A 25,734-nucleotide genomic window follows, 5' to 3' on the forward strand; every position below is an offset into this window, starting at 1 on the left:
CTCGGGGCGCGACACGGTCTACGACTACGACACCACCGCGGGCAACGTGGACAGCGCGCAGATCGGAGCCGGTGTTTCTGCTGACCAACTTTGGTTTACCAAGAGTGGAAGTGATCTATCGGTAAGCATCATCGGGACTTCTGATCAATTCACTATCAGCAACTGGTACGCGAGCAGTAGCTATCACGTCGAACAATTCAAAACGAGCGACGGAAAAGTCTTGCTAGACAGCCAAGTGCAAGGTCTTGTCGAGGCAATGGCGGCGTTTTCGCCTCCGGCGTCAGGGCAGACTACCTTGCCAAGCACCTATCAGAGCACCTTGAATGCCGTGATAGCTGCCAACTGGCACTGAGACACGCGGTGCGACGCTTATCGATAGCGTCGCACCTGTGCGGCCCGCACTCAGATCACGTTCTTCAATCACAGATCCCCCTCATCGCCCTTTTCGTTGAGCATAGACGATTGGGTAGCGACATCTCCGTAAGTTGAAAAGACATCGCCAGGATGTGGTCGACAGAAGCTGCAGTGCGCCGCCCTGGCGCAGTAAGGCTTCGAGAAAAGCGTGCACCAAGACGGGAGCCGCTGCAGGGCATTCCTTCAGTTAGGCGTCCGGCTCACGTCCGTTGGCCGATGTCAGTCGTCTGCCGATTGGCACATAGTCACTTGGTGCAAACGGCATTCTTTTGCCGAACTGGCCACGCACTACGTCTTCGCTCGGTCTTGGCAACCTAGTCCAGATTGAATGGCCGAAGCTGGATCTGTATGGGCGACGGGTCGAATTCAATGTCCTCCGAGTCGGGAAGCCCGCGCAGAAGGTCCAGTAGAGATGGCTCATTCTGCAGATGCTGGGTTGTGGCTTGCCCAGAAGAAGAACTATTGAGGTCGTCGACGTGATCGGCTGGCGGCCGGCGAGGACTTGAGAGAGGTTTGTCGACTGTGAAGATGAATCTCCTGAAGACCTTAGTATGGTGCACAGGGACTGCGGTTGGTCAACAGGGGCAAAGCAGAATTGATGCGCTGACCGAAAATTCCAAATTTAATGGTGCAAACCGCAAGGAATTCCATCTTGAGTGAAACACGAGTTCCACTCCGAATGATCGGTTGCGGCCTATGTCTTTGATTTCAAAAGGAGAGCGGTTCCCTATTGAATGAAAACCGACAGATCCGGCCTGCGGCGGCGTCCGACCTGGGGATTACCAGCGGATACCGAGGCGCAGAAACAGCTTGGAGAGTACGAACAGCGGCCCCACCCAAAGATATTGGATGTCTTCGAAGAAAGAAGGTTTCCTGCCTTCGATCTTGTGGCCGATGAACTGGAAGATCCAGGCCACCACGAAGATGGCGGCGGAAACCGGCAGTACAAGGCTTCCCATCGCATGGACCAGCGCCAGCACCAGGGCCGTGCCGGCCAGCATGGCGAGCAGAAACGCAGGGGAGCGGAGCAGGGCGTAGTAGACCAGGCTGGCCGCCACGAAGAGGTAGGCGGCCCAGGGGTGCAGCGCAAACAGCAGGCCGACGAGGCTCAGCATGATGGCCGGGATCGCGGCGAAGTGAATCAGCTCGTTGGTCGGATGGCGGTGGCTTTCGCCATAGTGGGCCAGCAGCCGGTCGACCTTGCGCTCGCCCGCTGCCAGCGGGGCGTCGGCGGTGTGCATCATGGTTGTCTCCAAAACGCCGCTCGATGCGGCGGGTAGCGCATGGTGCTCCCGCCCACGGTGGATGGCAAGTGCTATGAAAATAGTAGCGAACACCACCTGAAGGTGGCGGCCGCGCCATGACTTAGTGCACTGTTGCGCGGATGGGGCCTCGCTAAGATCGACCGCGTGGCTTCGCTCGAATCTTCCTCCAACCCGCCGCCGTCTCTTTTTGCGAGCGGCATCCCCGCGCAGGCGCCGGGTGCCATCCTGGTGGTGGACGACCACGACTTGCTGCGGCTCGGTGTGCGCGCGCTGATCCAGGCGCAGACCGCTTCTTCGGGGGCGAGCATCGAGGTCTTCGAGGCCGCCAGCGCGGCCGAGGCGCTGGCGCTCTATGAGAAGCACCGCGAGTCGATCCGCCTGGTGCTGCTGGATCTGGCGCTGCCCGATACCCATGGCTTGAGCGGCCTCGCGGAATTTCGCCTGCGCCACCCGTCCGCCCGCATCGTGGTGCTGTCGGGCACCGGCAATACGTCGCTGGCACAGGGGGCGGTCGCGTTGGGCGCGAGCGCCTTTCTTCCCAAGTCGGCGGACCTGAAGGAGGTGGTGGGATTCATCCGCGCCTGCGGCCTGCTCGAGCCTGACGCGTCCGAGGTTCCCCCTCCCGCCACGATGCCCAAGGTGCTCGGCGGCTACGCCGAATCAGCGCAGGCCAGCGCCTGGCAGGAACTCACGCCGCGCCAGATGCAGGTGCTGCAATGGGTGCTCGAAGGCAAGGCGAACAAGGAAATCGCGCAACTCGCGAACCTGAGCGAAGGCACGGTGAAGAACCATGTATCGACCATCCTGCTGCTGTTCGGCGTGCGTTCGCGTGCGCAGCTGATCAGCAGCCTGCGTTGAGCCGCCGCGCATGGCCGACACGCCGCTGAACCAGCGCGTGCTGCGCGAGCACGTGGCCTCGGTCTATTTCAACTACAACGCCACCTTCCTGGCCCGCGTCGTCTTCGTGCTGGTGCTCGGCACGTTCATGTACCTGCAGCTGGGCGACCCGATGGTGCTGCCGTTCGTCGTGCTGCATCTGACGCTGTATCTGTGCATGTACTTCACGCCGCGCTGGAATCCGTCGGTTCCGGCGGCGGACAGTGCCTGGTGGGCGCGCAGGATCACCCGCATCGTGACCCTGCTGGGGTTTGCCGATGCGCTGGCGCCCTGGATCTTCGTGCCCGCGGGCAACCTGCCGGTCACCGCCGCGCTGATGGTGGTGATGATGGGCAACTGCGCCCGGGCCGTGCAGTCCCTGCGGCCGCTGAAAGCGGCGCTGTTCGGCCACACGCTGCCCATGATGGGCGGGCTGATCATTGCGCTGGCGTGGCAGCGCGACTCCATCCATCTTTTTCTCGCGGCCTTTGCCTCGATCTACCTGTTTCTCATGCTGCGCGTCGGCGTGCAGGAGCACAGGCTGCTGGCGGATTCGCTGATCCTGCGCTTCGAGAAGGAAGCCCTGGCCGTGCGGCTGGAAGAGCAGATTGCTGCCACCGAGCGCGCCAGCCAGGAAAAGACCCGCTTCCTGGCCAGCGCCAGCCATGACCTGCGCCAGCCGCTGCACGCCATCGCGCTGTTCGGCGCTGCGCTCGAGAACGAGCTGCGCGGGCGTCCGGAGGAAGTGAACGCGCAGCGCCTGATGCGCGCCGTCAATGCCCTGGGCGCCTCGCTCGACATCATGCTGGACATCTCCCGGCTGGATGCCGGCGTGGTCACGCCCGTGCTCCAGGCCGTCCAGCTCGATGCCCTGTTCCTGCCGCTCAACCACACCTTCTCGGCCCAGGCCGAGCAAAAGCAGTTGCAGTTGCGCGTGCGCGCCAGCGGGTTGTGGGTGCGCAGCGATCCACAGCTGCTGCATCGGATGCTGTCCAACCTGCTGGACAACGCCCTCAAGTACACCGCGCGCGGCGGAGTGACCGTGACGGCCCGCGAGCGCGGGGAGTCCGTGTGGATCGAGGTGCGGGACACCGGCATCGGCATTGCGCCCGAGCAGTCGAACCGGATCTTCGAGGAGTTCTATCAGATCGACAATCCGGGGCGCGACCGCTCGCGGGGGCTGGGCATCGGCCTGTCGATCGTGCAGCGGCTCTCGCACCTGCTGGGGCACCCGGTGCAAATGCATTCGCGGCTGGGGCGCGGCACCCATTTCCGGGTGGTGCTGCCGGCCGTCGCGCCGCTGGCCGGGGTGCTGGCCGGACCTTTCCCGGCCGACGCTGCGGCGCCGCGGCAGGAAAAACGGCCCGGGCGAGCGGCGCCGGCACTGCCTGCGCGGGTGCTGCTGCTGGACGACGAATCGGAAATCCGGGAAGCCATGACGGGCCTGCTGCGCTCGCATTCGATCGACGCGCTCGCCGTCGCGGATGAAGCAGCTGCCGCCGCCGCCTTGCGGCAGGCGAGCCGCGAGAGGCGGCCTTTCGAGCTGCTGATGTGCGACTACCGGCTGGCCGATGGCGTCGATGGGCTGGATGTGGGCCTGCGCCTGAGCGGCCGGCGGCAGGGCGGGCCCACGATCCCCTTGCTGCTGATCACCGGCGAGACCTCGCCCGACAGGCTGCAGCGCGTGCGGGAATCCGGGGTTCCCGTGCTGTTCAAGCCGGTGGCTACCGATTCGCTGTTCCGGATGATGGCCCGAGCGGCAAGCTCGGAGCGACCCAGAATCTAATACTTTCGAATCTGCTGTCGTTAGTTGCCGGTGCGTTTGCCGGCGATGTCATGACTTTCGGCACTGGTGGCCGTCAGCCCCCCGGACGTACCTTCCCTGGGTCGCAACACACATCGATCAGGGAGGATTTCCAAATGAGTTTCAAGCTTGCAGCGGTAGCAGCCGCAGTGGCCGCCACACTGGCTCTGGCGGCCTGCGGCGGCGGGGGAGGCGGAGGGGGTGGCGCATTGCCGATCGGCTGGGGCTCGCCGCCTCCTGCACCCGCGCCGGCGCCAGCGCCCGCCCCGGCGCCAGCGCCCGCCCCGGCACCGGCCCCAGCGCCCGCCCCGGCCACCCGCACCTTCATGTACGAGGCCCTGCCGCCCGCCGCCGACGCCTCGGCGTTTCTCGACCAGCTCAATGCCCAGGGCGCCAGGGCCTTCCGCTTCTTCAGCGGACTGGCCTTCCCCACCAGCCCGACCAGCTCGGAGGTCGTGGAGGCCTACGTGAAGGATGCCGGTACCACCTACGCCTTCGAGCTGCTGCCGGACACCGGCTCCACGGCGGACCTGCAGGCCCAGCTCAACGCCCAGGGCGCTCGGGGTTTCAAGTGGGGTGGGCCCTACGTGGTCGGCGGCCAGATCCGCACGCTCTACCGCAAGGACAATGGCTCGGCATCGACCTACACCTATGCCGTGCTGGCGGCACCCACCGACAGCGCCGCCTATCTGTCGCTGATCAATGCGCAGGGCGGCAACGGCTACTACAGCGTCGGCGGCGCCTACATGGTCGGCGGCGCCACGGTGCTGGTCTTCCAAAAGGACGCGCAAGGCAATGCCACCTACGGCTATGAAGCGCTGGACCAGCCCGGCAGCGACGCCGACTTCCTGGCCCAGTTCGAGGCGAAGGGCGCCCAGGGCTTCCGGTTCAAGACCGGCTACGTCTTCTCGGACGGCTTGAAACTGCTCTACGAGAAAGACCTGTCGCAATCGGCCACGTTCAGCTACCAGAACCTGCAGCCCGCGGCCAACAGCGCGGACTACATCGTGCAGGCGAACGCCGAAGGTGCCAAGGGCAACGCACTGGTGGGCGAATACGGGCTGCCGAGCGGACAGATCAGGACACTCTACGTCAAGCCGACCAACTGCAGCGGCTTTCTCTGCGACACCCGCTCCCTCTTCGGCTTTTGAGGCCAGGCGGCCGCTGCTGGCGCGTCAGCCCAGCAGCGCCAGGGCGAACTCGCGTGCGTTGAAGGTCTCGAGGTCTTCCAGCTTCTCGCCCACGCCGATGAAGTAGACCGGAACCGGCCGCTCGCGCGCAATGGCGCAGAGCACGCCGCCCTTGGCCGTGCCGTCGAGCTTGGTCACCACCAGGCCGGTGAGGCCCAGCGTCTCGTCGAAGGCCCTGACCTGCGCCAGGGCGTTCTGCCCGGTGTTGCCGTCGATTACCAGCAGCACCTCGTGCGGCGCGGTAGCGTCGGCCTTGGTGACGACGCGCTTGATCTTCTTGAGCTCGTCCATCAGGTGCAGCTGCGTCGGCAGCCGGCCTGCGGTGTCGACCAGCACCACGTCCTTGCCGCGCGCCTTGCCGGCCGTGACTGCGTCGAAGCTCACGGCCGACGGATCGCCGCCCTCCTGGCTCACGATCTCGACCGTGTTGCGGTCGGCCCAGACCAGCAGCTGCTCGCGCGCCGCCGCACGGAAGGTGTCGGCCGCGGCCAGCAGCACCGAGGCGCCTTCGCTGGCCAGGTGCTTGGTGAGCTTGCCGATCGAGGTGGTCTTGCCGGCGCCGTTGACGCCCGCCACCATGATCACCGTCGGCGTGAACTGGCCGATCACCAGCGGCTTTTCGAGCGGCTGGAGCAGGTCGGTGATCGCATCGGCCAGCAGCCGCTTCACTTGCGACGCATCGGTCGCCATCTGGCGCTTGACGCGGCCGCGCAGGTCGTCGAGCAGGTATTCGGTGGCCTTGACGCCGGCGTCGGCCATCAGCAGGGCCGATTCGAGTTCCTCGTACAGCGCTTCGTCGATCTGCGCGTTGACGAACACCGCCTGGATGCCTGTGCCGGTCTTGCGCAGGCCGGTCTTGAGCTTGTCGAACCAGCCCTTGCGCTCGGCCGGCATGGCGGCCTCGGTGACGAGGGCGGGCGTGGGCGGCGGCACGGTCGGAACGGCAGGCGCGGGCGCCGATGCAGCAGGCACGGGCGCGAGGTCCGGCGCCGCGGGGGCGGCTGGTGGCGTGGCCGCGGGTGGCGGCGGAGGGGGCGCGACCGAGGGCGCTTCGTCTGGTGCTGCAGGCGGCGGCGCCGCTTCCTCCGCGGCCGGCTTCGAGCCGAACCAGCTCGACGGAGAGAACACCGAGCGTGCGGGCGCGGCAGCGGGCGCAGGCGCAGGTGCCGGCTCGGCGGCCGGCGAGGGCGCCGGCGCGGCCGGGGATTCGGCAGGCGGTTTTTTCTTGAAGAAACTGAACATCGGGAGCTTTTTACAATCCGACCCATTCTATGAAACACCCCTCGCCACGCCGTGCTGCGTCCGGTGCGGTGCTGGCAATGGCGCTTTGCGCGCTGTGGGCCATGCCTGCGCAGGCCCAGCCCACACCGGTTTCCGCCGCTCCATCCACTGCCGCTCCCTCCGACGCTGCCGCGGCGGCCTCCGCACCCCGGCAATTCACCCTGGCCAACGGCATGACGCTGCTGGTGCAGCCCGACAGGCGCGCGCCCACCGCGGTGCAGATGCTCTGGGTGCGCGTGGGCTCGGTCGACGAGGTCGACGGCACTTCGGGCGTGGCCCACGTGCTCGAGCACATGATGTTCAAGGGCACCAAGGACATCAAGCCCGGCGAGTTCTCGCGACGCGTGGCGGCGCTGGGCGGCCAGGAGAACGCCTTCACCACGCGCGACTACACAGGCTATTACCAGCAGATTCCCGTGGCCAGCCTGGAGCAGGTCATGAAGCTCGAATCGGACCGCTTCGCCAACAACCAGTGGTCCGACGACGAGTTCAAGCGCGAGATCGAGGTGGTCAAGGAAGAACGGCGCCTGCGCACCGAAGACCAGCCGCGCGCGCTGCTCGGCGAGCAGCAGAACGCGGCCGTGTTCACGGCCTCGCCCTACCACCGCCCCGTCGTCGGCTGGATGAGCGACCTCGACGCCATGACGCCCGACGACGCCCGCGCCTTCTTCCGCCACTGGTACGTGCCCGCCAATGCCGCCGTGGTGGTGGTGGGCGACGTCGACGTGGCCCAGGTGCGTGCGCTGGCCGAGAAGTACTACGGCAGCATTCCTGCGCGTGCCGTGCCCGCGCGCAAGCCGCGCACCGAGCCCGCGCAGCGCGGCATCCGCCGCATCGAGTTCAAGGCGCCGGCCGAGCAGGCCTACGTGTCGCTCGCGTTCCGCATTCCGCAGCTGGAGAGCATCGATGCCGCGGACAGCGACGTGTGGGCGCTCGAAGTGCTGTCGGCCGTGCTCGACGGCTATACGGGCGCACGGCTCGACCGCGCCCTGACCCAGGGCCCCGACCGCGTGGCCGATTCGGCCGGTGCCTATTCGGGCCTGGCCGGCCGCGGGCCGCAGCTGTTCATGCTGGTGGGCGTGCCGGCCCACGGCAAGAGCGCCGAAGCGGTGGAGGCGGCGTTGCGCGCCCAGGTGGCGCGTGTCGCGAAGGAAGGCGTGAGCGAAGCCGAGCTCGCGCGCGTCAAGACGCAGTGGGTGGCCAGCCAGACCTACAAGCGCGACTCCGTGATGGCGCAGGCCCGCGAGCTCGGCAGCAACTGGGTGCAGGGGCTGCCGCTGGACACCAGCGCGCGCATCGTCGCGAAGCTGCAGACCGTGACCCCGGCCCAGGTGCAGGCCGTGGCCGCCAAATACTTCGGCGACGACCAGCTCACCGTGGCCACGCTGCGCCCGTTGCCGCTCGAAGCCAGGCCGCGCGGCCGCGGTTTTGCCGCCCCGCAGGGCGAACTGCGCTGAAAGGCCCGGATTCTTCAATGACCCCCATGACAAAAACCCTGCGCTCCGCGCTGTTCGCGGCTGCCACTGTCTTCGCGGGCCTGAACGCCGCACAGGCCGCGCTGCCGATCGAGCACTGGACGCTCGCGAGCGGCGCCAGGATCTACCTGGTGTCGACCCAGGCGCTGCCCATCGTCGACGTGCAGATCGATTTCGACGCCGGCAGCCGGCGCGATCCGGCGGGCCAGGCCGGGCTGGCCAGCGCGACCGCGACCATGGTCGAGAAGGGCGTTCGCGCTGGAAAGAACGGCGAGCCGGCGCTCGACGAGAACGCGCTCGGCGAAGCCTGGGCCGACCTGGGCGCCGAGTTCGACACCAGCGCCGGCACCGACCGCGCCAGCTACTCGCTGCGCACGCTGTCCGACCCGGCCCTCCTCGCCAAGGTGGTGGCGCTGGCCTCGCGCGAGATCGGCGAGCCGGCCTTTCCCGACGACGTCTGGCAGCGCGAGCGAGAGCGCATCAATGCCTCGCTGAAGGAAGCCAACACCAAGCCGGCGACCATCGCGGGCCGTGCCTTCGCGAAGGCCGTCTACGGTAGCCATCCCTACGGCCAGGAAGTCACCGAAGCCACGCTCGCGCGCATCGACACCGCCGCCATGCGGCAGCGCTACCAGCAGCTGATCGTGCCATGCCGGGCCAAGCTCAGCATCGTGGGTGCAGTGACCCGCGCCGAGGCGGAAGCCATGGCCACTGCGCTGCTCTCCCGGCTGCCCGGGCCCGAGGCGTGCACGCCGCTCCCCGCGATCGCACCGGTGGCCGCGCTCGGCGCGCCCAGGGACGAGCGCATTCCGTTCGCTTCGGCCCAGGCCCACGTGCTGATCGGCCAGCCCGGCTATCCGCGCAAGGACCCCGACCATTTCGCGCTCACGCTCGGCAACTACGTGCTGGGCGGCGGCGGCTTCGTCTCGCGGCTGACCAACGAAGTGCGCGAGAAGCGCGGCCTGGCCTACAGCGTCTACAGCGGCTTTGCGCCGGGGCTGGACGCCGGTGCCTTCCGCGTCGGCTTCCAGACGCGTCCCGACCAGGCCGAAGAAGCCGTGAAGGTCTCGCGCGAAGTGCTCGCCAGGTTCGTGGCCGAAGGCCCGACCGCCGCCGAGCTCAAGGCCGCCAAGGACAACCTGATCGGCGGCTTCCCGCTGCTGCTGGACAGCAACCGCAAGCTCATCGGCAACGTGGCCAACATCGCCTGGCACGACCTGCCGCTCGACTATCTCGACACCTGGACCGCGCGCATGAACGCGGTCACGGCGGCCGAGGTCCGGGCCGCCTTCGCGCGCAAGCTGCAGCCCGAACGCATGGTGACGGTGGTGGTGGGCGGCAAATAGGGCCGCGTCTTTCAGCGCAGGGCGTGCGCGCCGCTTGCGGCGGCTGCGCGCACCGCGGCCTTGAGGCGTTCGAGCAGCTGCGGCGCGGCGCGCGCCTGCTGCCAGTAGAGCGGCACCTGCAGCGTCGAGCCGGGTACCAGCTCCATCAGCGCGCCCGTGCGCATCGCATCGGCTGCCATGCTGGCCGGCAGCATCCCCCAGCCCATGCCGGCGCGCGCCGCTTCGACGAAACCCTGGGCCGAGGGCAGCCAGTGCCGCGGCGTCTCGATGCTGCGGTGGCAGATGCGCCGCACCCAGCGCGCCTGCAGCCGGTCCTTGCGGTCGAACACCAGGCTCGGCGCATGGGCCAGGGTGCGCGCACCCACGCCCTTGGCGAAGTACCGCTCGACGAACTCCGGGCTCGCGGCGGCCACGTAGTGCATGGCGCCCAGCGCCTCGCTGTTGCAGCCGGCCACCGGTTGCGCCAGGGCGGTGACGGCCGCCAGCACCGCGCCGCTTCGCAGGCGCTCGGCGGTGTGGTCCTGGTCGTCCACGGTCAGGTCGAGCAGGGCGGATTCTTCCCGCCTTGCAAAGGCCGCGGCAGCGGCCATGAACCAGCTGGCCAGGCTGTCGGCGTTCACTGCCACCCGCACCGTGACCCGCTCGGCCCCCTCGCCGCTTCGGCCACCCATGCCGAGCGCGGGCAGCGCCTCGCGCAACTCGTGCTCCAGCATGCCTACGCGTTCGATGTGCCGGCACAGCTGCTGCCCGGCTTCCGTCGCGATGCAGGGCTGGCCGCGCACCAGCAGCGCGCCGCCTGTGCGCTCCTCGAGCAGCTTCACGCGCTGCGAGACAGCCGAAGGCGTGACGTTCAGTGCGCGGGCCGCGCGCTCGAAGCTGCCTTCGCGCACCACCGCGGCCAATGCATTCAGGGCGGCGTAGTCGAGCATGCTTCGCGTGAATTAGAAAAAATGAATAAGGCTTAGGAAGTTTAGTTTGAATTAATGAAGCCGAAGCGGCAAGCTGACGCCATGGTCATCGAACAAATCTCTGCCGCATTCGTCAACGGGTTTCTCATGAGCCTGGTGCTCATCGTCGCCATCGGCGCGCAGAACGCCTATGTGCTGCGCCAGGGGCTGCGGCGCGAGCATGTGAGCGCCGTGGTGCTGTTCTGTGCGGCGAGCGATGCCATCCTGATCACGGCCGGCGTGGCCGGCATGGCGCAGGCACTGAAAGGGCGGCCCGCATTCGCCACCGCCCTCGCCGGCCTCGGTGCGCTGTTCCTGGGGGGCTACGGGCTGCGCGCGCTGTGGCGTGCCCGGCAGCCCGGCGCACTGCAGGCGAAGGCCCAGGGCGTGCCGCTCTCGCGCACCGCCGTGCTGGCGCAGGCGGCGGGCTTCACCTTGCTGAATCCGCACGTCTATCTCGACACCGTGCTGCTCGTGGGCAGCACCGGCGCCCAGTACGGCGGCGCGCTCAAGGCCTGGTTCGTCGCCGGGTCGGCGCTTGCGAGCGCACTGTGGTTCTCGGCGCTGGGCTTCGGTGCGCGCTGGCTGGCACCGGTGTTTGCGCGGCCGCGCGCCTGGCAGATGCTCGACGCGCTGATCGGCGGCACGATGCTGCTGCTTGCAGCGCTGCTGGCACGGCGGGCGCTTCTGGGCACCTGAGCTCGCATGCAGCGGCGTTAAGCTTGCCGCATGCCCCAGAAGAAAGCCGCAGCCGCCAGGCGCTCCCCCTCGACGCCGCCCTCGTCACCGTCGCCGCGATCGAAATCACTGCCGCACGAGGTGCGCATCATCGGTGGCCAATGGAAGCGCAGCCGCCTTCCGGTGGCCGACAAGCCGGGCCTTCGCCCCACGCCCGACCGCGTGCGCGAGACGCTGTTCAACTGGCTCGCGAGCATCGCGGGCGCCGGCGGCGGCGAGCTGCCGGGCTGGCATTGCGTCGATGCCTTCGCAGGCACCGGGGCGCTCGGCCTGGAGGCCGCGTCGCGCGGTGCCGCGAGCGTGCTGCTCTGCGAACAGGACGCCGCGCTCGTGGCCCAGCTGCAGGCCGCCAAGGCGAAGCTTTCGGCCGAGGCCGTGCGCATCGAGCGCGGCAGCGGGCTCGCCGCGCTCGAGCGTGCGCCCGCAGGCAGCCTGGATGCGGTCTTTCTCGATCCGCCTTTCGAGAGCATCGCCCTCTACGAACCCGCGCTGCGGGCCGCCGCGCGCGCCATGAAAACCGGCGGCGCCGTCTACCTGGAAGCACCGCGCCGCTGGAGCGACGAGGAGCTGGCCGCGCTCGGCCTTGTTGGTTTTCGTTACCTCAAGGCAGGGGCGGTGCACGCCCACTTGCTGCGGCAGGCCGCAAACGGGACTGCATAATCCGCCGAACAAGCCGCACCGGCTGCATGAGGAAGAAGCAACCATGGCCAGCAACGTGATCGCGGTTTATCCCGGCACTTTCGATCCCATCACCCTCGGCCACGAGGACGTGGTGCGGCGTGCAACCCAGCTTTTCTCCAAGGTCATCGTCGCGGTGGCGGCCGGCCATCACAAGAAGGCGCTGTTCAGCCTGCAGGAGCGCATCGAGATGGCGCGCGAGGCCGTGAAGCCCTACAGCGACCAGGTCACGGTCGAGAGCTTCTCGGGCCTGCTGCGCGACTTCGTGGTGGCGCGCGGCGGCAAGGCGATGGTGCGCGGCCTGCGTGCCGTGACCGACTTCGACTACGAATTCCAGCTCGCGGGCATGAACCGCTCGCTGATGCCCGACGTCGAAACCGTGTTCCTGACCCCCAGCGACAAGTACCAGTTCATCTCGAGCACCTTCGTGCGCGAGATCGCCATGCTCGGCGGCGAGGTCCACAAGTTCGTCTCTCCCGATGTGGAGAAGCAGCTCGCAGCCAAGGTGCGCAGCCTCGGCCGTGAATAGGTACTCCCCCAGTCTTCGCGCACTTCGTGTCGCTTCGCCAACCCCCTCGCCGGGGGCAACACCAGCGGCCCGTCAAAGCCGGTTCCGCGGTGTTCCACGAAGATGCAAGGCCGTCGTGCGCATAGTCGGCATGGGGTTTTGAGATGAGTGGCCGATTCCCTTTCCCTCGCCTGCATCCGCTGGGCGATGCGGCGCTGCTTTGCGAGCTGCCGCCGCCCGCCACGCTGGCGCAGCAGCAGCAGATCTGGGCGCTGGGCGCCGAGGTGCAGCAATGGGCCGGCGTGGGCGAGGTGCTGCCGGGCATGAACAACCTCACGCTGACCTTCGATCCGACCGCGATCGATATCGAGGCGCTGACGGCGCGCGTGAACGAAGCCTGGCCGCGGCTGTCGGCCACCGCCATCGAGGGACGGAGGGTGGAGATTCCGGTGGCCTATGGCGGCGAGCACGGCCCTGACCTGGCCGACGTCGCGGCGCACACCGGGCTCACGCCGGCCGAAGTGGTGCGGCGCCACAGCGCGGCCGACTACGTGGTCTACCTGCTGGGCTTCCTGCCCGGCTTCGCCTTCATGGGTGGGTTGCCGCCCGAACTCGCCACGCCGCGCCGCGCCGAGCCGCGCACGGCGGTGCCCGCGCGCTCGGTCGGCATCGGCGGCGAGCAGACCGGCATCTATCCGCTGGTGTCGCCGGGCGGCTGGCAGCTGATCGGCCGCACCTCGCTCGAACTCTTCGATCCGTTGGCCGAGCCGCCCACCCTGCTGCGTCCGGGCGACCACGTGCGCTTCGTCGTCGAAAGCGTGCAGACATGATGCTGGTGCAGAAGCCCGGCATGCTGGCCTCGGTGCAGGACCTGGGGCGGCATGGGCACCGCCAGCTCGGCATCTGCCCCGGCGGTGCGCTCGACGTGTTGGCGCTCACGCTGGCGAACCGGCTGGTCGGCAATGCCGACGGCGCGGCGGGCCTCGAACTCACCATGGGCGGCTGCGAGATCCGCTTCGAGACCGCCACGCGCATCGCGCTGGTGGGCGACGGCTTCGGCGCCCGGCTCGACGGCGCGCCGCTCTGGCCCTGCTGGAGCATGCCTGTCGCTGCGGGCCAGACGCTCAAGCTCGCGGGCGCCAACGTGGCCGGCATCAAGAAAGCCGGCTTGCGCAGCTGGCTCGCGGTGGCGGGCGGCGTCGACGTGCCGCCGGTGCTCGGCTCGCGCAGCACCGACCTGAAGGCCGGCTTCGGCGGCTACCAGGGGCGCGCATTGCGCAAGGGCGACCGGCTCCCGCTGGGCGCCACGGCGCTCGATGGCGTCCAGCTCGCCCGGCGCCCGTTCGGCCTGCGCGGTCCGGATTGGGGCCCCGAGGAAAGCGATTCCGCCATCGCGCTGCGCGTCTTGCCCGGCCCCGAGTTCGACCAGTTCACCGCCGCCTCGCACGCGCTGCTCTGGAGCGAGCGCTGGCGCATCACCGCGCAGAGCAACCGCATGGGAAGCCGGCTCGCGGGCGCCGAGCTCAAGCGCCGGCGCAGCGCCGACATGCTCTCGTCGGGCGTCATTCCCGGCACGATCCAGGTGCCGCCCTCGGGCCAGCCGATCATCCTGATGGGCGACGCGCAGACCACCGGCGGCTATCCGCGCATCGGCGTGGTGATCCGCGCCGACCTGTGGAAGCTCGCGCAGGCACCGCTGGACGGCCGGCTGCGGCTGGTGCAGGTCGACATGGCCGCGGCGCTCGAGGCCTGGGCCGAGCAGCAGCGCTATCTTGCGCAGGTGGCGCAAGGGCTGGCGGCAGCGGGCTGGACCAGACCGGCATAGACTGTGCGAGCAGTGCAGGCGCACCGGCTGGCCCGGCGTGCCGGCCCGTCTTGAAGAAGGAACCGACCCCATGCAAATCGACCTGAATGCCGATCTCGGCGAAGGCGCCGGCAGCGACGAAGCGCTGCTCGGCCTCGTGAGCTCGGCCAACATCGCATGCGGCTGGCATGCGGGCGACGCCAAGACCATGCGGCAATGCGTGCGCTGGGCCATCGAGCACGGCGTGGCCATCGGCGCCCATCCGAGCTTCCCGGACCGCGAGAACTTCGGCCGCAGCACCATGCACCTGCCGCCCGACGAGATCGTGGCCAATGTGCTCTACCAGGTGGGTGCGCTGGCCGCGATCGCCAAGGCCGAGGGCGGCCAGCTCTCGCACGTGAAGGCGCACGGCCAGCTCTACAACCAGGCGGTGAAGGAGCCCGAACTCGCCGACGCGCTCTGCGAGGCGGTGCGGCGCTTCGATCCCTCGCTCCGGTTCTTCGGCCTTGCGGGCAGCGGCATGATCGACGCCGCGCGCCGCGCCGGCCTCACGCCGGTCGAAGAAGTTTTTGCCGACCGCGGCTACATGCCCGACGGCAGCCTGGTGCCGCGCAGCCAGCCCGGCGCGCTGATCGAGGACGAAGAACAGTCCCTCGCCCAGACGCTCTCGCTGGTGCGCGACCGCAAGGTCAAGGCCATCGACGGCAGCATCGTGCCGGTCAATGCCCAGACCGTGTGCCTGCACGGCGATGGCGCCCACGCGCTGGCCTTTGCGCGCCGCATTCGCGAGCGCCTGCAGCAAGAGGGCATCGCGGTTCGCGCGACGGCCTGAGCGCCCGGTTCAAGCCGTGGCCCAGCGAACCAATGTCCTGCTGACCGGGTTCGATCCGTTCGACCGCGAAGCCCTCAACCCCTCATGGGAGGCCGTGCGCGCACTCGACGGCTGGACCTGCGGCCGAGCCACCGTGCATGCGCGCCAGATGCCCTGCGTCTTCGGCCAGGCCATCGAGGCGCTTGCAAGTGCGATGGACGAACTGCAGCCCCGGCTGGTGCTGTGCATCGGCCAGGCCGGCGGCCGCGCCGAGATCACGCCCGAGCGCGTGGCCATCAACATCGACGACGGCCGCATTGCCGACAACGCGGGCCGGCAGCCGATCGACCTGCCCGTGGTGTCCGGCGCGCCCGCCGCGTATTTCTCGACGCTGCCGATCAAGGCGATGGTGCGCGACCTGCGTGCGGCCGGCATTCCGGCGTCGGTATCGAACACGGCAGGCACCTTCGTCTGCAACCACATCTTCTACGGCCTGATGCACCGCATCGCCACGCACCCGGCGGCCGGGCTGCGCGGCGGCTTCATCCACATTCCCTACCTGCCCGAGCAGGCGGCGCGTTTTCCCGGTGCGCCGAGCATGTCGCTGGCCACCATGGTCGAGGCGCTGCGCATCTCGGTGGCGACCGCGCTGGCCGTTGCAAAAGACGTGGCCGAAACCGGCGGTCAGCTCCACTGAGCGAGCCAGCCGAGCAGCGCCGCATTCACGGAAGCGGGCTTCTCCATCGTCAGCATGTGGCCGCATTGCGGCACCCATACCACCTCGGCATGCGGCACCAGCGCCGCGATCTCGCGCGTGCAGTCGGGCGGGGTCAGCCGGTCCGTATCGCCGCACACCAGCAGCACCGGCGCACGCAGCGAAGGCAGGTGGGTGCGCGCGTCGGGGCGCCGCATCACCGCGCGGTTCTGGGTGATGAGCTGCTGCGTGCCGGCGTCCAGCACGATGTCGACGTAGCGCTGCACCAGCGTCTCGTCGGCGGCCTGCACCGGATGGAAGGCGAACACCACGTTCGGCTCGATCACGTCGCGCAGTTCGCCGCGCTCGAACAGTTCGATCGCGCTTTCGCGCAGTTCGTACATCTCGGGCGCCTCGGGCCGGGCGTTGGTGCCCAGCAGCGCGAGCCCCGCGATGCGTTCGGGCGCCTGCCGCGCGGCTTCCATCGCGACCATGCCGCCCATCGACGCGCCGCACAGCAGGAGCGGGCCGGGGTTCTCGCGCAGCACGGCCGCGGCCATGGCTTCGATGGTGTCGTGCCGCATGTGGGCATCGGTCACGCGCGTTTCGAACAGGGGCGCAAGCGCGGGAAGCTGGGCCTCCCAGATGCGCTCGTCGCAGGCAAGGCCGGGCAGCAGGACAAGGTGGGGCATGGCCGGATTTTGCGCCATCACCGGCGCGGGCGCGCGGCGCCGTTCGAGCTGCAGGTGGCGGCCCTGCAACAGATGATGCCGCCCAGGTCCCGAGCGTCACGCACGCAGTGGAGAATGGGCGTTCCATGCCCACGCCTTCACCCGACCCCGCGACCGAACTCATCCTGATCCGCCACGGCGAAACCGCCTGGAACCGCGAACTGCGCTTCCAGGGGCATGCCGACGTGCCGCTCAACGACATCGGCCACGAGCAGGCGCGCCGGCTCGGGCTGCGCCTGGCGGGCGAAACCGCGCAGCACATCATCAGCAGCGACCTCATGCGCGCGCAGCAGACCGCCGCGCCGGCCGCGCAGCAGCTGTCGCTGCCGGTGGTCACGTCGGCGGGCTTGCGCGAGCAGTATTTCGGCATTGTCGAAGGCATGCGGGCCGACGAGATCCAGGCGCTGCATCCGCGCGCCTGGGAGCAATGGCTGGAGTTCCGCGAGGACCACGCCATGCCCGAAGGCGAGACGGCGCGCGAATTCCACACGCGCATCGTCGCGGCCATCGGCGCGCTGGCTGCTGCGCACCGGGGGCAGCGGCTGGTGGTCGTGACGCACGGCGGCGTGCTCGACATGGTGTGGCGCACCGCGCGCGGGCTCAGCCTCAGCGGGCCGCGCCAGAGCGATATTCCCAACGCGGGCTTCAACCGCATCCGCATTGCCGACCCGGCCATGCCCGATGCCATCGAAATTCTCGACTGGGCCGACACGCGCCATCTGGCCGACCTGCCGCCGCAGCCGACCTACGACCAGCGGCGCCATCTGAAGAGGAGCTGAGCCGCCTCAGGTGCAGCTGCCGGCCTTCGGCGTGCGCAGCAACGGCTGGCCCGCGCCCACGCCCGTGGGCTTGCCGGCATCCACCGCCAGGCGGCCGTTCACCAGCACGGTGACCACGCCTTCCGAGAGCAGCGCCGGCTGCGTGTAGGTGGCCCTGGCGGCATAGCGTGCGGGGTCGAACACGACCACGTCGGCGTAGTAGCCCGGCCGCAGGTGCCCGCGCTGTTTCAGTCCCAGCGTGTCCGCGGTCAGCGACGAGCTGCTGCGGATGAACTGGCCCATCGAGATCGTGTGTTCCTTCACCACGTACTGGTCGTACTTGCGCGCGAAGGTGCCGTAGGCGCGGGGATGGCCCAGCGAAGAGTCGGACGAGGTCATGACCCATGGCCGCTTCATGAACGCGCGCACGTCGTCGTCGCTCTGGTTGAACGAGGCGATCATCAGGTCGCCGTCCCGCAGCACGGCGATGGCGGCATCCACCGGGTCGGCACCCGAGGCCTTGGCCACGTCGGCCAGCGTCTTGCCCACGTACTTGGTGCTGCCGGCCGAGAACAGGATGGTCTCCGGACCGCCGCGCAGGCGCAGGTTCTCGCGCATGCCGGTGCGCAGGCGCTCCTGGACGGCCGCGTCGTCGAAGCGCTTGAGCATTGCCTCGCGCCCGCCGTCGACCGCCCAGGGCGGCACGAGCGCAGCCGAGAAACGCGTGCTCGATGCTGTCCACGGATAGTGGTCGGCCGTGATATCGAGGCCGGCGGCACGCTCCTTCTCGATGCGGCGGATGATGTCGCCGCTCTGGCCCTGCACGTCCACGCCCAGTGCCTTGATGTGCGCCACATGCACCGGCATGCGGGCTTCGCGGCCGATGCGGATCACTTCCTCGATGGCGCCCTTGAGCCCGATGTTGTACATCGACTCGTCACGGATGTGGCTGTCGTAGAGGCCGCCGTGGTGGGCCGCGACCTTCGCGAGCTCGATCACTTCCTCGGTCTTCGAGAAATTCTGCGGCGGATAGAAAAGGCCGGTCGAAAGCCCCAGTGCGCCGTCGCACATGGCCCGGCTCACGTGCCGACGCATGGCGTCGAGCTGCTCGGGCGTCGGCGCGCGATTGGCTTCGCCGAGCTGGTCGATGCGCACGGGGCCGAAGCCCACGTACATGGCGACGTTGGTTCCAACGGGCGCCGATCGCAGGCGCTGCGTCTGCGTGGCGATGTCGAAGCCGCCGAAGCCGTCGTTGCCGATGACCGCGGTGGTCACGCCCTGGGTGAGAAAGGGAATGTTCAGGCGCTTGCGCGGATCGGTGGAATGCAGGTCGGCATCGGCGTGGGTGTGCGCATCGATGAAGCCCGGTGCCACGATGAGGCCGGCCGCGTCGATGGTTCGCCGCGCGCTGAACTGCGGCGGCGCCTTCCGGCCCGCGAAGACGATGCGGTCGCCCGCGATGCCGACATCGCCCACCACGGGCTCGTCCGAATCGCCCGTGTAGACGGTGCCGCCGCGCAGCAGCAGGTCGAGCTCGACGGGGGCATCGGTTGCGGCATGGGCTGCGGATGAGAGACCTGCCAAGGCGGCGAGCACGGCGAGCACGACAACTGATTTCTGCATGGGAAGGAACCGGAGCGATGTGGAGCGGGCAGTTTAGAAGTCGCCCCAGCTTGTCCGTTAATTCCTTTTGCGCCACCTCCCATGACCGGAAGGCATGGCCTTTCCTCAAGGAAGGGAAGCGAGTTGCCCGAGGCCGAGCCGTACATAGACCTCGCCGGCCTGGCGCCGCAGGCGCAGCGATTCGGGCTGGCCGTTGAGCTGTTGCTGCAGGATGCCCTGGGCGCCCGCGAGCGCGGCCTGGCTGCCGGTTCGCACGAGCGCGTCGAGGTACACCTGCTCGAACAGGTCACGCTGCGCATGGCTGCCGCCGATCTCGACCAGGCGCGGCAGGGCGCTGCCGAGTCCTTCGATGGCGGAAGCGAAATCGCCGCGCGCATGGGCAACGAGCCCGCGCGCGGCCGGCACGCACACGCTCTGCCAGGCGGCGCGCGTGGAGAGCGGCGCGCGCGGCGCATGGGCTTCGATGTTGTGCAGCAACGCATCGGCTTCGGGCCGTCCGGCGCGCGCCAGGCCATACAGGTACTGCAGGTCGAGGAAGGGCAGCACATGGTCGGCCGTGCGCAGCAGCAGGTGGCTCGCCACGTCGTCCCAACGCGCACCCACCTCGATGCCTGCGAGCTCGAAGCGCGCCAGCAGCGAGACGGCGCCGATCTGGTCCTGCGAGTAGTCCTTCACCACGCCCCACACCTCGCGGTCGTAGAGCGCGAGCGCTTCGTCGTCGCGGCCGAGCTCGATCAGGAACAGCGCCACGTGCCACCAGTTGTGCGTGACCATGAACGAATTGAGCCCGCTCCAGGTGTCGCTCACGCCCTGCATGAAGGCCAGCCCCTCGCAGAGCCGGCCTTCGGTGAGCATGACGTGCGCCAGCGCATGGTGCGCCCACGGTTCCTTGCGGCACATGCCGATGGCGCGCCGCGCACTGGCCTCGGCTTCGCGCATCAGGTGGCACTGCTCGTAGCCGAAGGCTGCCATGCCATGCACATAGGGCACGTCGGACGCGGCCGGCAGCGCCGCGAGCGCGAGCCGGAGCATGCCTGGGCAGTCGCCGGTGTTGAAGCAGTGGTACTGCCCGAGCTTCACCGACACGAGGTCGCGCGGATGCTCCCGCGCCTGCTCGGCGTGCAGGGCGATGGCCCGGGCGATGTCGCCCTCGGCCCAGGCCTCGATGGCGGCGATGTAGCGCCGTTCGCGCAGCGTGGCGCGTTCGGAGGCGGCGCGGGCCTTGGCAAGAAAAGGCCGTGCATTGGCCGCGGCATCGCGCGATTCGGCAAACAGGTGCAGCGTTGCGCAGTAGGCCTGCACCATCGGGCTCGCGTCGCTGCCCGCCAGGGCGAGCAGGTTGACCGCACGCGCCTCGGTCGACACGAAGCCCATCACGAAGTCTTCGATCAGCGGCAGGCTGGCGGCATCGTCGAGCGTGAGCGGGTTGCCGAAGCTGTCGGCGTGCAGGGTGGCGGGGGGCATGGCCGGATGGTGCCATGCCCCGCCTCAGGCTTCAAACGCCCGCTTGCTGGTGGCGGTACTCCTGCGTCTTTCCGCCGTAGCCGTAGGCCGCGCCGCGGGCGTCGATCACGTGGATGTACGAAACCTCGTGCAGGTCGGGCCGCAGCCGCGCCATGGCTGCATGCACCTCGCGCAGGTAGCGCGCCTTTTCCGCCTTGGTGTTGGTTTCGTCCGTGATGCTGATGTCGAGGTGGAAGGCCGACTTGCCCAGCGAGGCCAGCGACTGCCCGCCGATGAACCATGTGTCGGCGGCGATGTACTGCACCGTGATGGCGATCACCGGCAACTGCTTGCCGAGCACGCTCTGGGTCAGTTCGGCGACCACGTCGACCGTCTTGCGCGTGAGCTGGGCGTCGGGCTCGCCCGAGAGGTGGACAACGATGTGCGGCATAAAGAACTCCATGAAGGAATGAGTGGACGATGGGGCTATTGTGGAAATTCCTCAGGCATCGGAAAAGCGGGAAGATATGATGGAAGCCATCGGAAAAACTGATGGATTAACCATGCAGACCTTCGACCTGGAACAGCTTCGCACCCTGGCCGCGGTGATCGATGCCGGCAGCCTCACCGCCGCTGCGCCGCGCGTGTTCCTGTCGCAGTCGTCGGTCAGCGAGCAGATCCGCAAGCTCGAGGAGCGGGCCGGGCAGTCGCTGCTCACGCGCAGCAAGGCCGGCGTGGCGCCGACCGAGGCAGGCACGCGGTTGCTGGCCTATGCACGCCGCATCCTCGCGCTCAGCGACGAGGCGTTCCGCGATCTGCACGGCGAGACGCTGCAGGGCGAATTGCGGCTGGCCGTGACCGACTACTTTCGCCCCGGCGATCTCACGCGGCTGCTGGGGCGCCTTGGCGAGAGCTATCCGCAGGTGCGGCTGCACGTGAGCATCATGAAGAGCGACGCGTTGCGGGCCGCCTATGCGCACGGCGATTTCGACGTGGGGCTCGCGATGAACGTCGCTGGGACATCGCCATCGCCCGAGCAGGGTGCGAAGGCTCCAGTGATCCGGCGCGAATCGCTCGTGTGGCTCGGCGCGGCCGGCATGCGGCTCGCGCGCGGCGAGCCGGTGCGGCTGCTGGCCTTGCCGGACACCTGCTCGTTGCATCAGTACACGGTGGCGCTGTTGCGGCGGCGGCGCGTGCCGTATGTGCTGGCGCACGTGGCGTCGGGCGTGGCGGGATTGCAGTCGGCGCTGGCTGCGGGGCTGGGGGTGGCCTGCCTGAACGAGTCCGCGGTATGCGAAGGGGTCGCCCGGCTCGCACCGCCGCACGGTCTGCCGGCCCTGCCTCGGGTCGCATTCCAGTTCCTGCCCGCGCGCCGCGGAGAGACCGAATTCGTGACGCGGGCGCGGGAGATGCTGGCAACCCACCTGGTCTGAGGCCGCCAGGTGGCGCGGGATTTGCGTCAGGCCTGCCATGGATGCGCCACAACAACCCGCCACGCGGCCTGAACTGCTGCGCCACTCGCGTTTCGACGACGCGCAGGCCATCTTTTCGGGCACCCTGTTCGTTGCCATTGCCATGATGCTGTTCGGCCAGGCGGGGCTGCTCACGGGCGGCACGGCCGGCGTCGCGTTTCTCCTGCACTACGCCACCGGCGTGAGCTTCGGCAAGGTGTTCTTCCTGGTGAACCTGCCGTTCTACTGGTTCGCCTGGCGCCACATGGGGCGGGCCTTCACGGTCAAGACTTTCTCGGCGATCGCGCTGCTGTCGGTGATGACCGACTGGGCGCCGCGCTACATCTCGATCGATTCGCTGCACCCGGCCTTCGCAGCGGTGCTCGGCGGGCTGTTGCTGGGCACCGGTTGCCTGTTCCTCGCGCGCCATCGCGCGAGCCTGGGTGGCGCGACCGTGTTGACGCTGTACCTGCAGGAAAAGCGTGGCTGGCCGGCCGGCAAGGTGCAGATCGGCATTGACTGCACGGTGGTGCTGCTTGCGCTGTTCGTGATTCCGCCGCAGCGCGTGGGGTGGTCGGTGCTGGCTGCGGTGGTGATGGGGCTTTTTCTGTGGATCAACCACAAGCCGGGGCGCTACGCTGCTACTTGATTTCTTGTTGCTGCTGTTTTGTTCGGGCGCTGCTGTTTTTCAGGGCTCGTGCACAGGCCACCGGGTACTCCCCTCCGCGAATGTCCCCCGCCTTCGGCTCCTCCTTTATTTCGCTGCGGGGAGCACCCGATGCCCTGTGCACTGGGCACGTTCGTGGTGTATCGCCGATCAACGACCGCTGCGCATAACGCTCCCGCTGATGGGGTGCCTTGCGCAGCGAAATCAAGGGGGAGGCCGCAGGCCGGAGGACATTCGCGGAGCAAGGTACCCCGTCGGCGGGAGCGCGCCCTGAACAGCGGCCGTCCCACCGTTCAATGCGCCACAGGCCAGGGCCGCTGCGGCTCCCTGATCTGCTCGAACGCACGCGACACGCGCAGCACGCCAAGGTCGTCGAAGCGCTGCCCGGCAATCTGCAGCCCGATCGGCAGCCCGCTCGCCGAGTACCCGCAGTTCACCGACGACGCCGGCTGCTCCGACATGTTGAACGGCACCGTGAACCCGATGTGCTCCAGCGGCCGCAGCGGATCGTTGGTGGGCGACGGCGCCTCCGCGGCCGCAGGCATGTTCGGCGACACCGGCGAGATCACGTAGTCGAAGCGCGCGCACGCCTGCACCGTGGCCACGCGCGTCGCATGGAACTGGCTGAAGCTGCGGAACACGTGCTCGCCGCTGAACTCGGCCGCGCTCTCGGCCCATTCGCGGATGTAGGGCAGGACCTTGGCGCGCTGGTCGGGGCGCAGCGCCTTCATGTCGACCAGCGAGCGCATGCGCCACAGGTGGTCCATGCCGTCGAGCATGGCTTGCGACATGAACGGCTGCATGGGCTCGACGATGGCGCCGGCTTTTTCGAACAGGCGCGCCGCATGCTCGACCGCTGCCTGGATCTCGGGCTCGACGGCCAGGCCGCAGCCCGCGTCCAGCAGCAGGCCGATGCGCAGCCCGCGCAGGTGGTCGGGCGATACGTCGAAGCTTTCCCACGCGATGTCCTGCGGAGGCAGGCTCATGCTGTCGCGCGCATCGGGCTTCGAAAGCAACTGCATCATCAGCGCGGCATCGCCAACGCTGCGTGTCATGGGGCCGGCCGCGCGGCCCATGTAGGGCGGGTCGATCGGAATGCGGCCCAGGCTCGGTTTGAGCGTGAAGATGCCGCACCAGCTCGCGGGCAGCCGCAGCGACCCGCCGATGTCGGTGCCGATGTGCAGCGGGCCATAGCCCGCGGCGGCCGCCGCACCCGCGCCGGCGCTCGAGCCGCCGGGGGTCCGGCTCAGGTCCCAGGGGTTGCGCGCGAGCGTGTGGAAGCTCGAGAGCCCCGAAGACAGCATGCCGTAGTCCGGCATGGTGGTCTTGCTCACGATCACCGCGCCGGCTTCCTTCAGGCGCGCGGCGGGCGGTGCATCGGCGGCCGCGGGCTTCAGGTCGACGGCGGCCGTGCCGGCGGGCATCGGATCGCCGCGGGTCGCGATGTTCTCCTTGATGGTGGCCGGCACGCCATCGAGCGGGCCGAGCGCGTCGCCGCGCTGCCAGCGTGCTTCCGAAGCGCGCGCCTGCTCGAGCGCGGCTTCGGGCCTGAAGAGCCAGGTGGCCTGCAGCTTGGGCTCGCAGCGCTCGATCTGCGCGATGACGGCCTGCGTGACTTCGACAGGGGACAGGCGCCGGTCGCGGTAGGCGGCGGAGAGTTCCTGGGCGGAAAGCTCGTTCAGTGAGGATGGCACGTCGGCACTCATCCCCACGACAGCGCCGAGAGGTCGTTCACGAAGATCGGGTTCTCCTTCCAGAGACCCTTCACGTTCTTCTTCGCGATGGTGGGGAACTGCGGCTGGTAGAGGAAGCCGTTGGCCGCGTCGGCGGCCAGCATCTTCTGCGCTTCGCCGAGCAGCTTGTTGCGCTCGGCGGCATTGGCCGTGGCCTTGATCTTGTCGAACAGCGCGTTGAAGGCCTTCGACTGGTAGCCCCAGTAGTAGTCGGGCTTGGCGTAGTTGCCGAGGTCGAAAGGCTCGACGTGCGAGACGATCGACAGGTCGTAGTCCTTGTTGCCGTAGGTGCCGCTGAGCCACTGCGCCCACTCGACGTTCTGCACCTTGACCGTGATGCCGATCTTGGCGAGCTGCGCCACGATCACCTCGCCGCCCTGGCGCGCGTAGGGCGGCGGCGGCAGCGTCATGGTGAGTTCGAGCGGCGTCTTCACGCCGGCCTCGGCCATCAGCTTCTTGGCCTTCTCGATGTCGAAGGGGTTGAGGCCCGTGGTGTCGACATAGCCCGCGGCGCCCGGCACGTAGTGGCTGCCGATCGGCACGCCGAAGCCGTCGGCCGCGCCTTCGATCACGGCCTTGCGGTCGATGGCCGCGAGGATGGCGCGGCGCACGCGCACGTCGTCCAGCGGCTTCTTCCTGTTGTTGATCGACAGGATGGTCTTGGCGCGCGAGCCGGCCAGGATCACCTGGAACTGCGAGTTCATCTTGAACTGCGGCACCGCGCGCGTACCGATGCGCGTGAACACGTCGACGTCGCCGGCCATCAGCGCGGCGGCCTGCGCGGCCGTGTCGGAAATGAAGCGGAAGGTAACCTTGTTGATTTTGGCCGTGGCCGGGCTGCGGAAGCCCTCCCACTTGCTCAGCGTGATCGACGAGCCCTTGGCCCAGCTGTCGAGCTTGTAGGGGCCGGTGCCGACCGGCTTGGTGGCGTTGCCGTCGGCGCTCTTGGGCTCGACGATCACGGCCGTGGCCTGGCCCAGCACGAAGGGCAGGTCGGGGTCGATTTCCTTGTTGATGACCACCACGGTGTAGTCGTCGACCACCTGGGTGGCCAGGTTCGCGAAGGTGCGCTTGTCCTTGTTGGTGCTCTTCTCGCTGCCGGCGCGGTCGAAGGCGAACTTCACGGCGGCGGCATTGAAGGGCTCGCCGTTCTGGTACTTGACGCCGCGCCGCAGCTTGAAGGTGTAGGTCTTCAGGTCGGGCGAGACTTCCCAGCTCTCGGCCAGCAGCGGCGTGACGCTGCCGTCGGCGTTGATCTTGGTGAGCGTCTCCAGGATGTTGTACTGCACCACCTCGGCGATGGCGGCCGCGGCGCCGGCGGTCGGATCGAGGCCCGGCGGCTCGAGCGCCATGCCGATCACGATGGCGTCCTTCCGCCCCTGCGCCATGCCGGCGATGGGAGAGGCCAGCGCCACGGTGGCGCCGGCGGTGGCAAGGAGGGTGCGACGGTTCAACATACGTTGTGATCTCCGGAAAAACGATGGATGCGGATGGCTG

25 protein-coding genes are annotated in these 25,734 nt (G+C 68.6%); 16 read left to right on the forward strand and 9 right to left on the reverse strand.

The features are described from left to right. Nucleotides 1–352: calcium-binding protein (locus EJO66_RS24380; RefSeq protein ID WP_206168889.1), on the forward strand; the 352-nt coding region annotated here is incomplete at its 5' end. An 841-nt stretch (nt 353–1,193) separates the two neighbouring features. Here the strand turns inward: EJO66_RS24380 and EJO66_RS24385 are convergent. Next, the gene (locus tag EJO66_RS24385) at nt 1,194–1,658 is read right to left on the reverse strand and encodes an Mpo1 family 2-hydroxy fatty acid dioxygenase (RefSeq protein WP_124960131.1); all 465 of its coding nucleotides are present in this window, start codon (nt 1,656–1,658) and stop codon (nt 1,194–1,196) included. A 165-nt stretch (nt 1,659–1,823) separates the two neighbouring features. Between EJO66_RS24385 and EJO66_RS24390 the strand changes: the two genes are divergently transcribed. The 3 genes from EJO66_RS24390 (at nt 1,824) to EJO66_RS32830 (ending at nt 5,510) form a co-directional block, all read left to right on the forward strand. Continuing rightward, nucleotides 1,824–2,537 carry a response regulator transcription factor gene (locus tag EJO66_RS24390; RefSeq protein WP_124960130.1) on the forward strand — a complete coding sequence of 238 codons (714 nt, stop codon included), beginning with the start codon at nt 1,824–1,826 and terminating at the stop codon, nt 2,535–2,537. A 10-nt stretch (nt 2,538–2,547) separates the two neighbouring features. After that, nucleotides 2,548–4,341 carry a hybrid sensor histidine kinase/response regulator gene (locus EJO66_RS24395; RefSeq protein WP_124960129.1) on the forward strand — a complete coding sequence of 598 codons (1,794 nt, stop codon included), beginning with the start codon at nt 2,548–2,550 and terminating at the stop codon, nt 4,339–4,341. A gap of 134 nt (nt 4,342–4,475) precedes the next feature. Then, complete coding sequence (locus EJO66_RS32830) at nt 4,476–5,510, forward strand: hypothetical protein (protein WP_185738362.1); 1,035 nt, start codon at nt 4,476–4,478, stop codon at nt 5,508–5,510. 24 nt (nt 5,511–5,534) lie between these two features. On the opposite strand, the gene ftsY is transcribed toward EJO66_RS32830, so the two are convergent. Next, entirely contained in the window at nt 5,535–6,791 is a 1,257-nt protein-coding gene (gene ftsY / locus EJO66_RS24410) for a signal recognition particle-docking protein FtsY (RefSeq protein ID WP_125966368.1), read from the reverse strand. A gap of 29 nt (nt 6,792–6,820) precedes the next feature. Between ftsY and EJO66_RS24415 the strand changes: the two genes are divergently transcribed. Both EJO66_RS24415 and EJO66_RS24420 read left to right on the forward strand, forming a co-directional pair. After that, nucleotides 6,821–8,287 carry a M16 family metallopeptidase gene (locus tag EJO66_RS24415; RefSeq protein WP_420856701.1) on the forward strand — a complete coding sequence of 489 codons (1,467 nt, stop codon included), beginning with the start codon at nt 6,821–6,823 and terminating at the stop codon, nt 8,285–8,287. Nucleotides 8,288–8,304: 17 nt separating this feature from the next. Continuing rightward, nucleotides 8,305–9,651 carry a M16 family metallopeptidase gene (locus EJO66_RS24420; protein WP_124960125.1) on the forward strand — a complete coding sequence of 449 codons (1,347 nt, stop codon included), beginning with the start codon at nt 8,305–8,307 and terminating at the stop codon, nt 9,649–9,651. An 11-nt stretch (nt 9,652–9,662) separates the two neighbouring features. On the opposite strand, the gene EJO66_RS24425 is transcribed toward EJO66_RS24420, so the two are convergent. Continuing rightward, nucleotides 9,663–10,580 carry a LysR family transcriptional regulator ArgP gene (locus EJO66_RS24425; RefSeq protein WP_124960124.1) on the reverse strand — a complete coding sequence of 306 codons (918 nt, stop codon included), beginning with the start codon at nt 10,578–10,580 and terminating at the stop codon, nt 9,663–9,665. Between the two features lie 81 nt (nt 10,581–10,661). On the opposite strand from EJO66_RS24425, the gene EJO66_RS24430 reads away from it, so the two are divergent. From EJO66_RS24430 to pcp, 7 genes are all read left to right on the forward strand, one after another. Further along, on the forward strand, nt 10,662–11,297 hold the full coding sequence (locus tag EJO66_RS24430; RefSeq protein WP_125966369.1) for a LysE/ArgO family amino acid transporter: 636 nt from the start codon (nt 10,662–10,664) through the stop codon (nt 11,295–11,297). A 30-nt stretch (nt 11,298–11,327) separates the two neighbouring features. Beyond that, complete coding sequence (locus tag EJO66_RS24435) at nt 11,328–11,996, forward strand: RsmD family RNA methyltransferase (RefSeq protein WP_125966370.1); 669 nt, start codon at nt 11,328–11,330, stop codon at nt 11,994–11,996. A gap of 43 nt (nt 11,997–12,039) precedes the next feature. Then, a complete protein-coding gene (coaD, locus tag EJO66_RS24440; RefSeq protein WP_015867138.1) occupies nt 12,040–12,543 on the forward strand; it encodes a pantetheine-phosphate adenylyltransferase in 504 nt (167 codons plus the stop codon). Between the two features lie 143 nt (nt 12,544–12,686). Next, entirely contained in the window at nt 12,687–13,352 is a 666-nt protein-coding gene (gene pxpB, locus EJO66_RS24445) for a 5-oxoprolinase subunit PxpB (RefSeq protein ID WP_124960121.1), read from the forward strand. After that, a complete protein-coding gene (locus EJO66_RS24450) occupies nt 13,349–14,347 on the forward strand; it encodes a 5-oxoprolinase subunit C family protein (protein ID WP_125966371.1) in 999 nt (332 codons plus the stop codon). The genes pxpB and EJO66_RS24450 overlap by 4 nt, the downstream gene beginning before the upstream one ends. A gap of 70 nt (nt 14,348–14,417) precedes the next feature. Next, entirely contained in the window at nt 14,418–15,158 is a 741-nt protein-coding gene (gene pxpA, locus EJO66_RS24455) for a 5-oxoprolinase subunit PxpA (protein WP_124960119.1), read from the forward strand. A 16-nt stretch (nt 15,159–15,174) separates the two neighbouring features. Continuing rightward, nucleotides 15,175–15,834, forward strand: a complete 660-nt coding sequence (pcp, locus tag EJO66_RS24460) for a pyroglutamyl-peptidase I (protein WP_125966372.1) — start codon at nt 15,175–15,177, stop codon at nt 15,832–15,834. Here pcp and EJO66_RS24465 read toward each other — a convergent pair. Continuing rightward, entirely contained in the window at nt 15,822–16,523 is a 702-nt protein-coding gene (locus EJO66_RS24465; RefSeq protein WP_223262342.1) for an alpha/beta fold hydrolase, read from the reverse strand. The two genes, pcp and EJO66_RS24465, sit on opposite strands and share 13 nt — an antisense overlap. Before the next feature lie 125 nt (nt 16,524–16,648). On the opposite strand from EJO66_RS24465, the gene EJO66_RS24470 reads away from it, so the two are divergent. Beyond that, entirely contained in the window at nt 16,649–17,341 is a 693-nt protein-coding gene (locus EJO66_RS24470; RefSeq protein ID WP_124960117.1) for a histidine phosphatase family protein, read from the forward strand. Between the two features lie 6 nt (nt 17,342–17,347). On the opposite strand, the gene EJO66_RS24475 is transcribed toward EJO66_RS24470, so the two are convergent. The 3 genes from EJO66_RS24475 to EJO66_RS24485 all read right to left on the reverse strand — a co-directional run bounded on the left by EJO66_RS24475 (nt 17,348) and on the right by EJO66_RS24485 (nt 20,837). Next, nucleotides 17,348–18,943, reverse strand: a complete 1,596-nt coding sequence (locus EJO66_RS24475) for an N-acyl-D-amino-acid deacylase family protein (RefSeq protein ID WP_125966373.1) — start codon at nt 18,941–18,943, stop codon at nt 17,348–17,350. Between the two features lie 105 nt (nt 18,944–19,048). Further along, nucleotides 19,049–20,407 carry a tetratricopeptide repeat protein gene (locus EJO66_RS24480; protein ID WP_124960115.1) on the reverse strand — a complete coding sequence of 453 codons (1,359 nt, stop codon included), beginning with the start codon at nt 20,405–20,407 and terminating at the stop codon, nt 19,049–19,051. Between the two features lie 31 nt (nt 20,408–20,438). Continuing rightward, nucleotides 20,439–20,837 carry a tautomerase family protein gene (locus EJO66_RS24485; RefSeq protein WP_018906729.1) on the reverse strand — a complete coding sequence of 133 codons (399 nt, stop codon included), beginning with the start codon at nt 20,835–20,837 and terminating at the stop codon, nt 20,439–20,441. Between the two features lie 112 nt (nt 20,838–20,949). Between EJO66_RS24485 and EJO66_RS24490 the strand changes: the two genes are divergently transcribed. Together EJO66_RS24490 and EJO66_RS24495 are read left to right on the forward strand one after the other, a co-directional pair. Beyond that, the gene (locus EJO66_RS24490) at nt 20,950–21,819 is read left to right on the forward strand and encodes a LysR family transcriptional regulator (RefSeq protein WP_125966374.1); all 870 of its coding nucleotides are present in this window, start codon (nt 20,950–20,952) and stop codon (nt 21,817–21,819) included. Between the two features lie 37 nt (nt 21,820–21,856). After that, nucleotides 21,857–22,486 (forward strand): YitT family protein, encoded by a 630-nt coding sequence (locus tag EJO66_RS24495; RefSeq protein WP_124960113.1) that lies wholly within the window; start codon nt 21,857–21,859, stop codon nt 22,484–22,486. A 311-nt stretch (nt 22,487–22,797) separates the two neighbouring features. Here the strand turns inward: EJO66_RS24495 and EJO66_RS24500 are convergent, their stop codons facing one another. Both EJO66_RS24500 and EJO66_RS24505 read right to left on the reverse strand, forming a co-directional pair. Continuing rightward, nucleotides 22,798–24,210 (reverse strand): amidase, encoded by a 1,413-nt coding sequence (locus EJO66_RS24500; RefSeq protein ID WP_125966375.1) that lies wholly within the window; start codon nt 24,208–24,210, stop codon nt 22,798–22,800. After that, the gene (locus EJO66_RS24505) at nt 24,207–25,694 is read right to left on the reverse strand and encodes an ABC transporter substrate-binding protein (protein ID WP_125966376.1); all 1,488 of its coding nucleotides are present in this window, start codon (nt 25,692–25,694) and stop codon (nt 24,207–24,209) included. Before EJO66_RS24505 ends, EJO66_RS24500 begins: the two co-directional genes overlap by 4 nt. Between the last annotated feature and the right edge of the window lie 40 nt (nt 25,695–25,734).

This window comes from Variovorax beijingensis, from assembly GCF_003951285.1.
GTDB classification, from domain to species: Bacteria; Pseudomonadota; Gammaproteobacteria; order Burkholderiales; family Burkholderiaceae_C; genus Variovorax; species Variovorax beijingensis.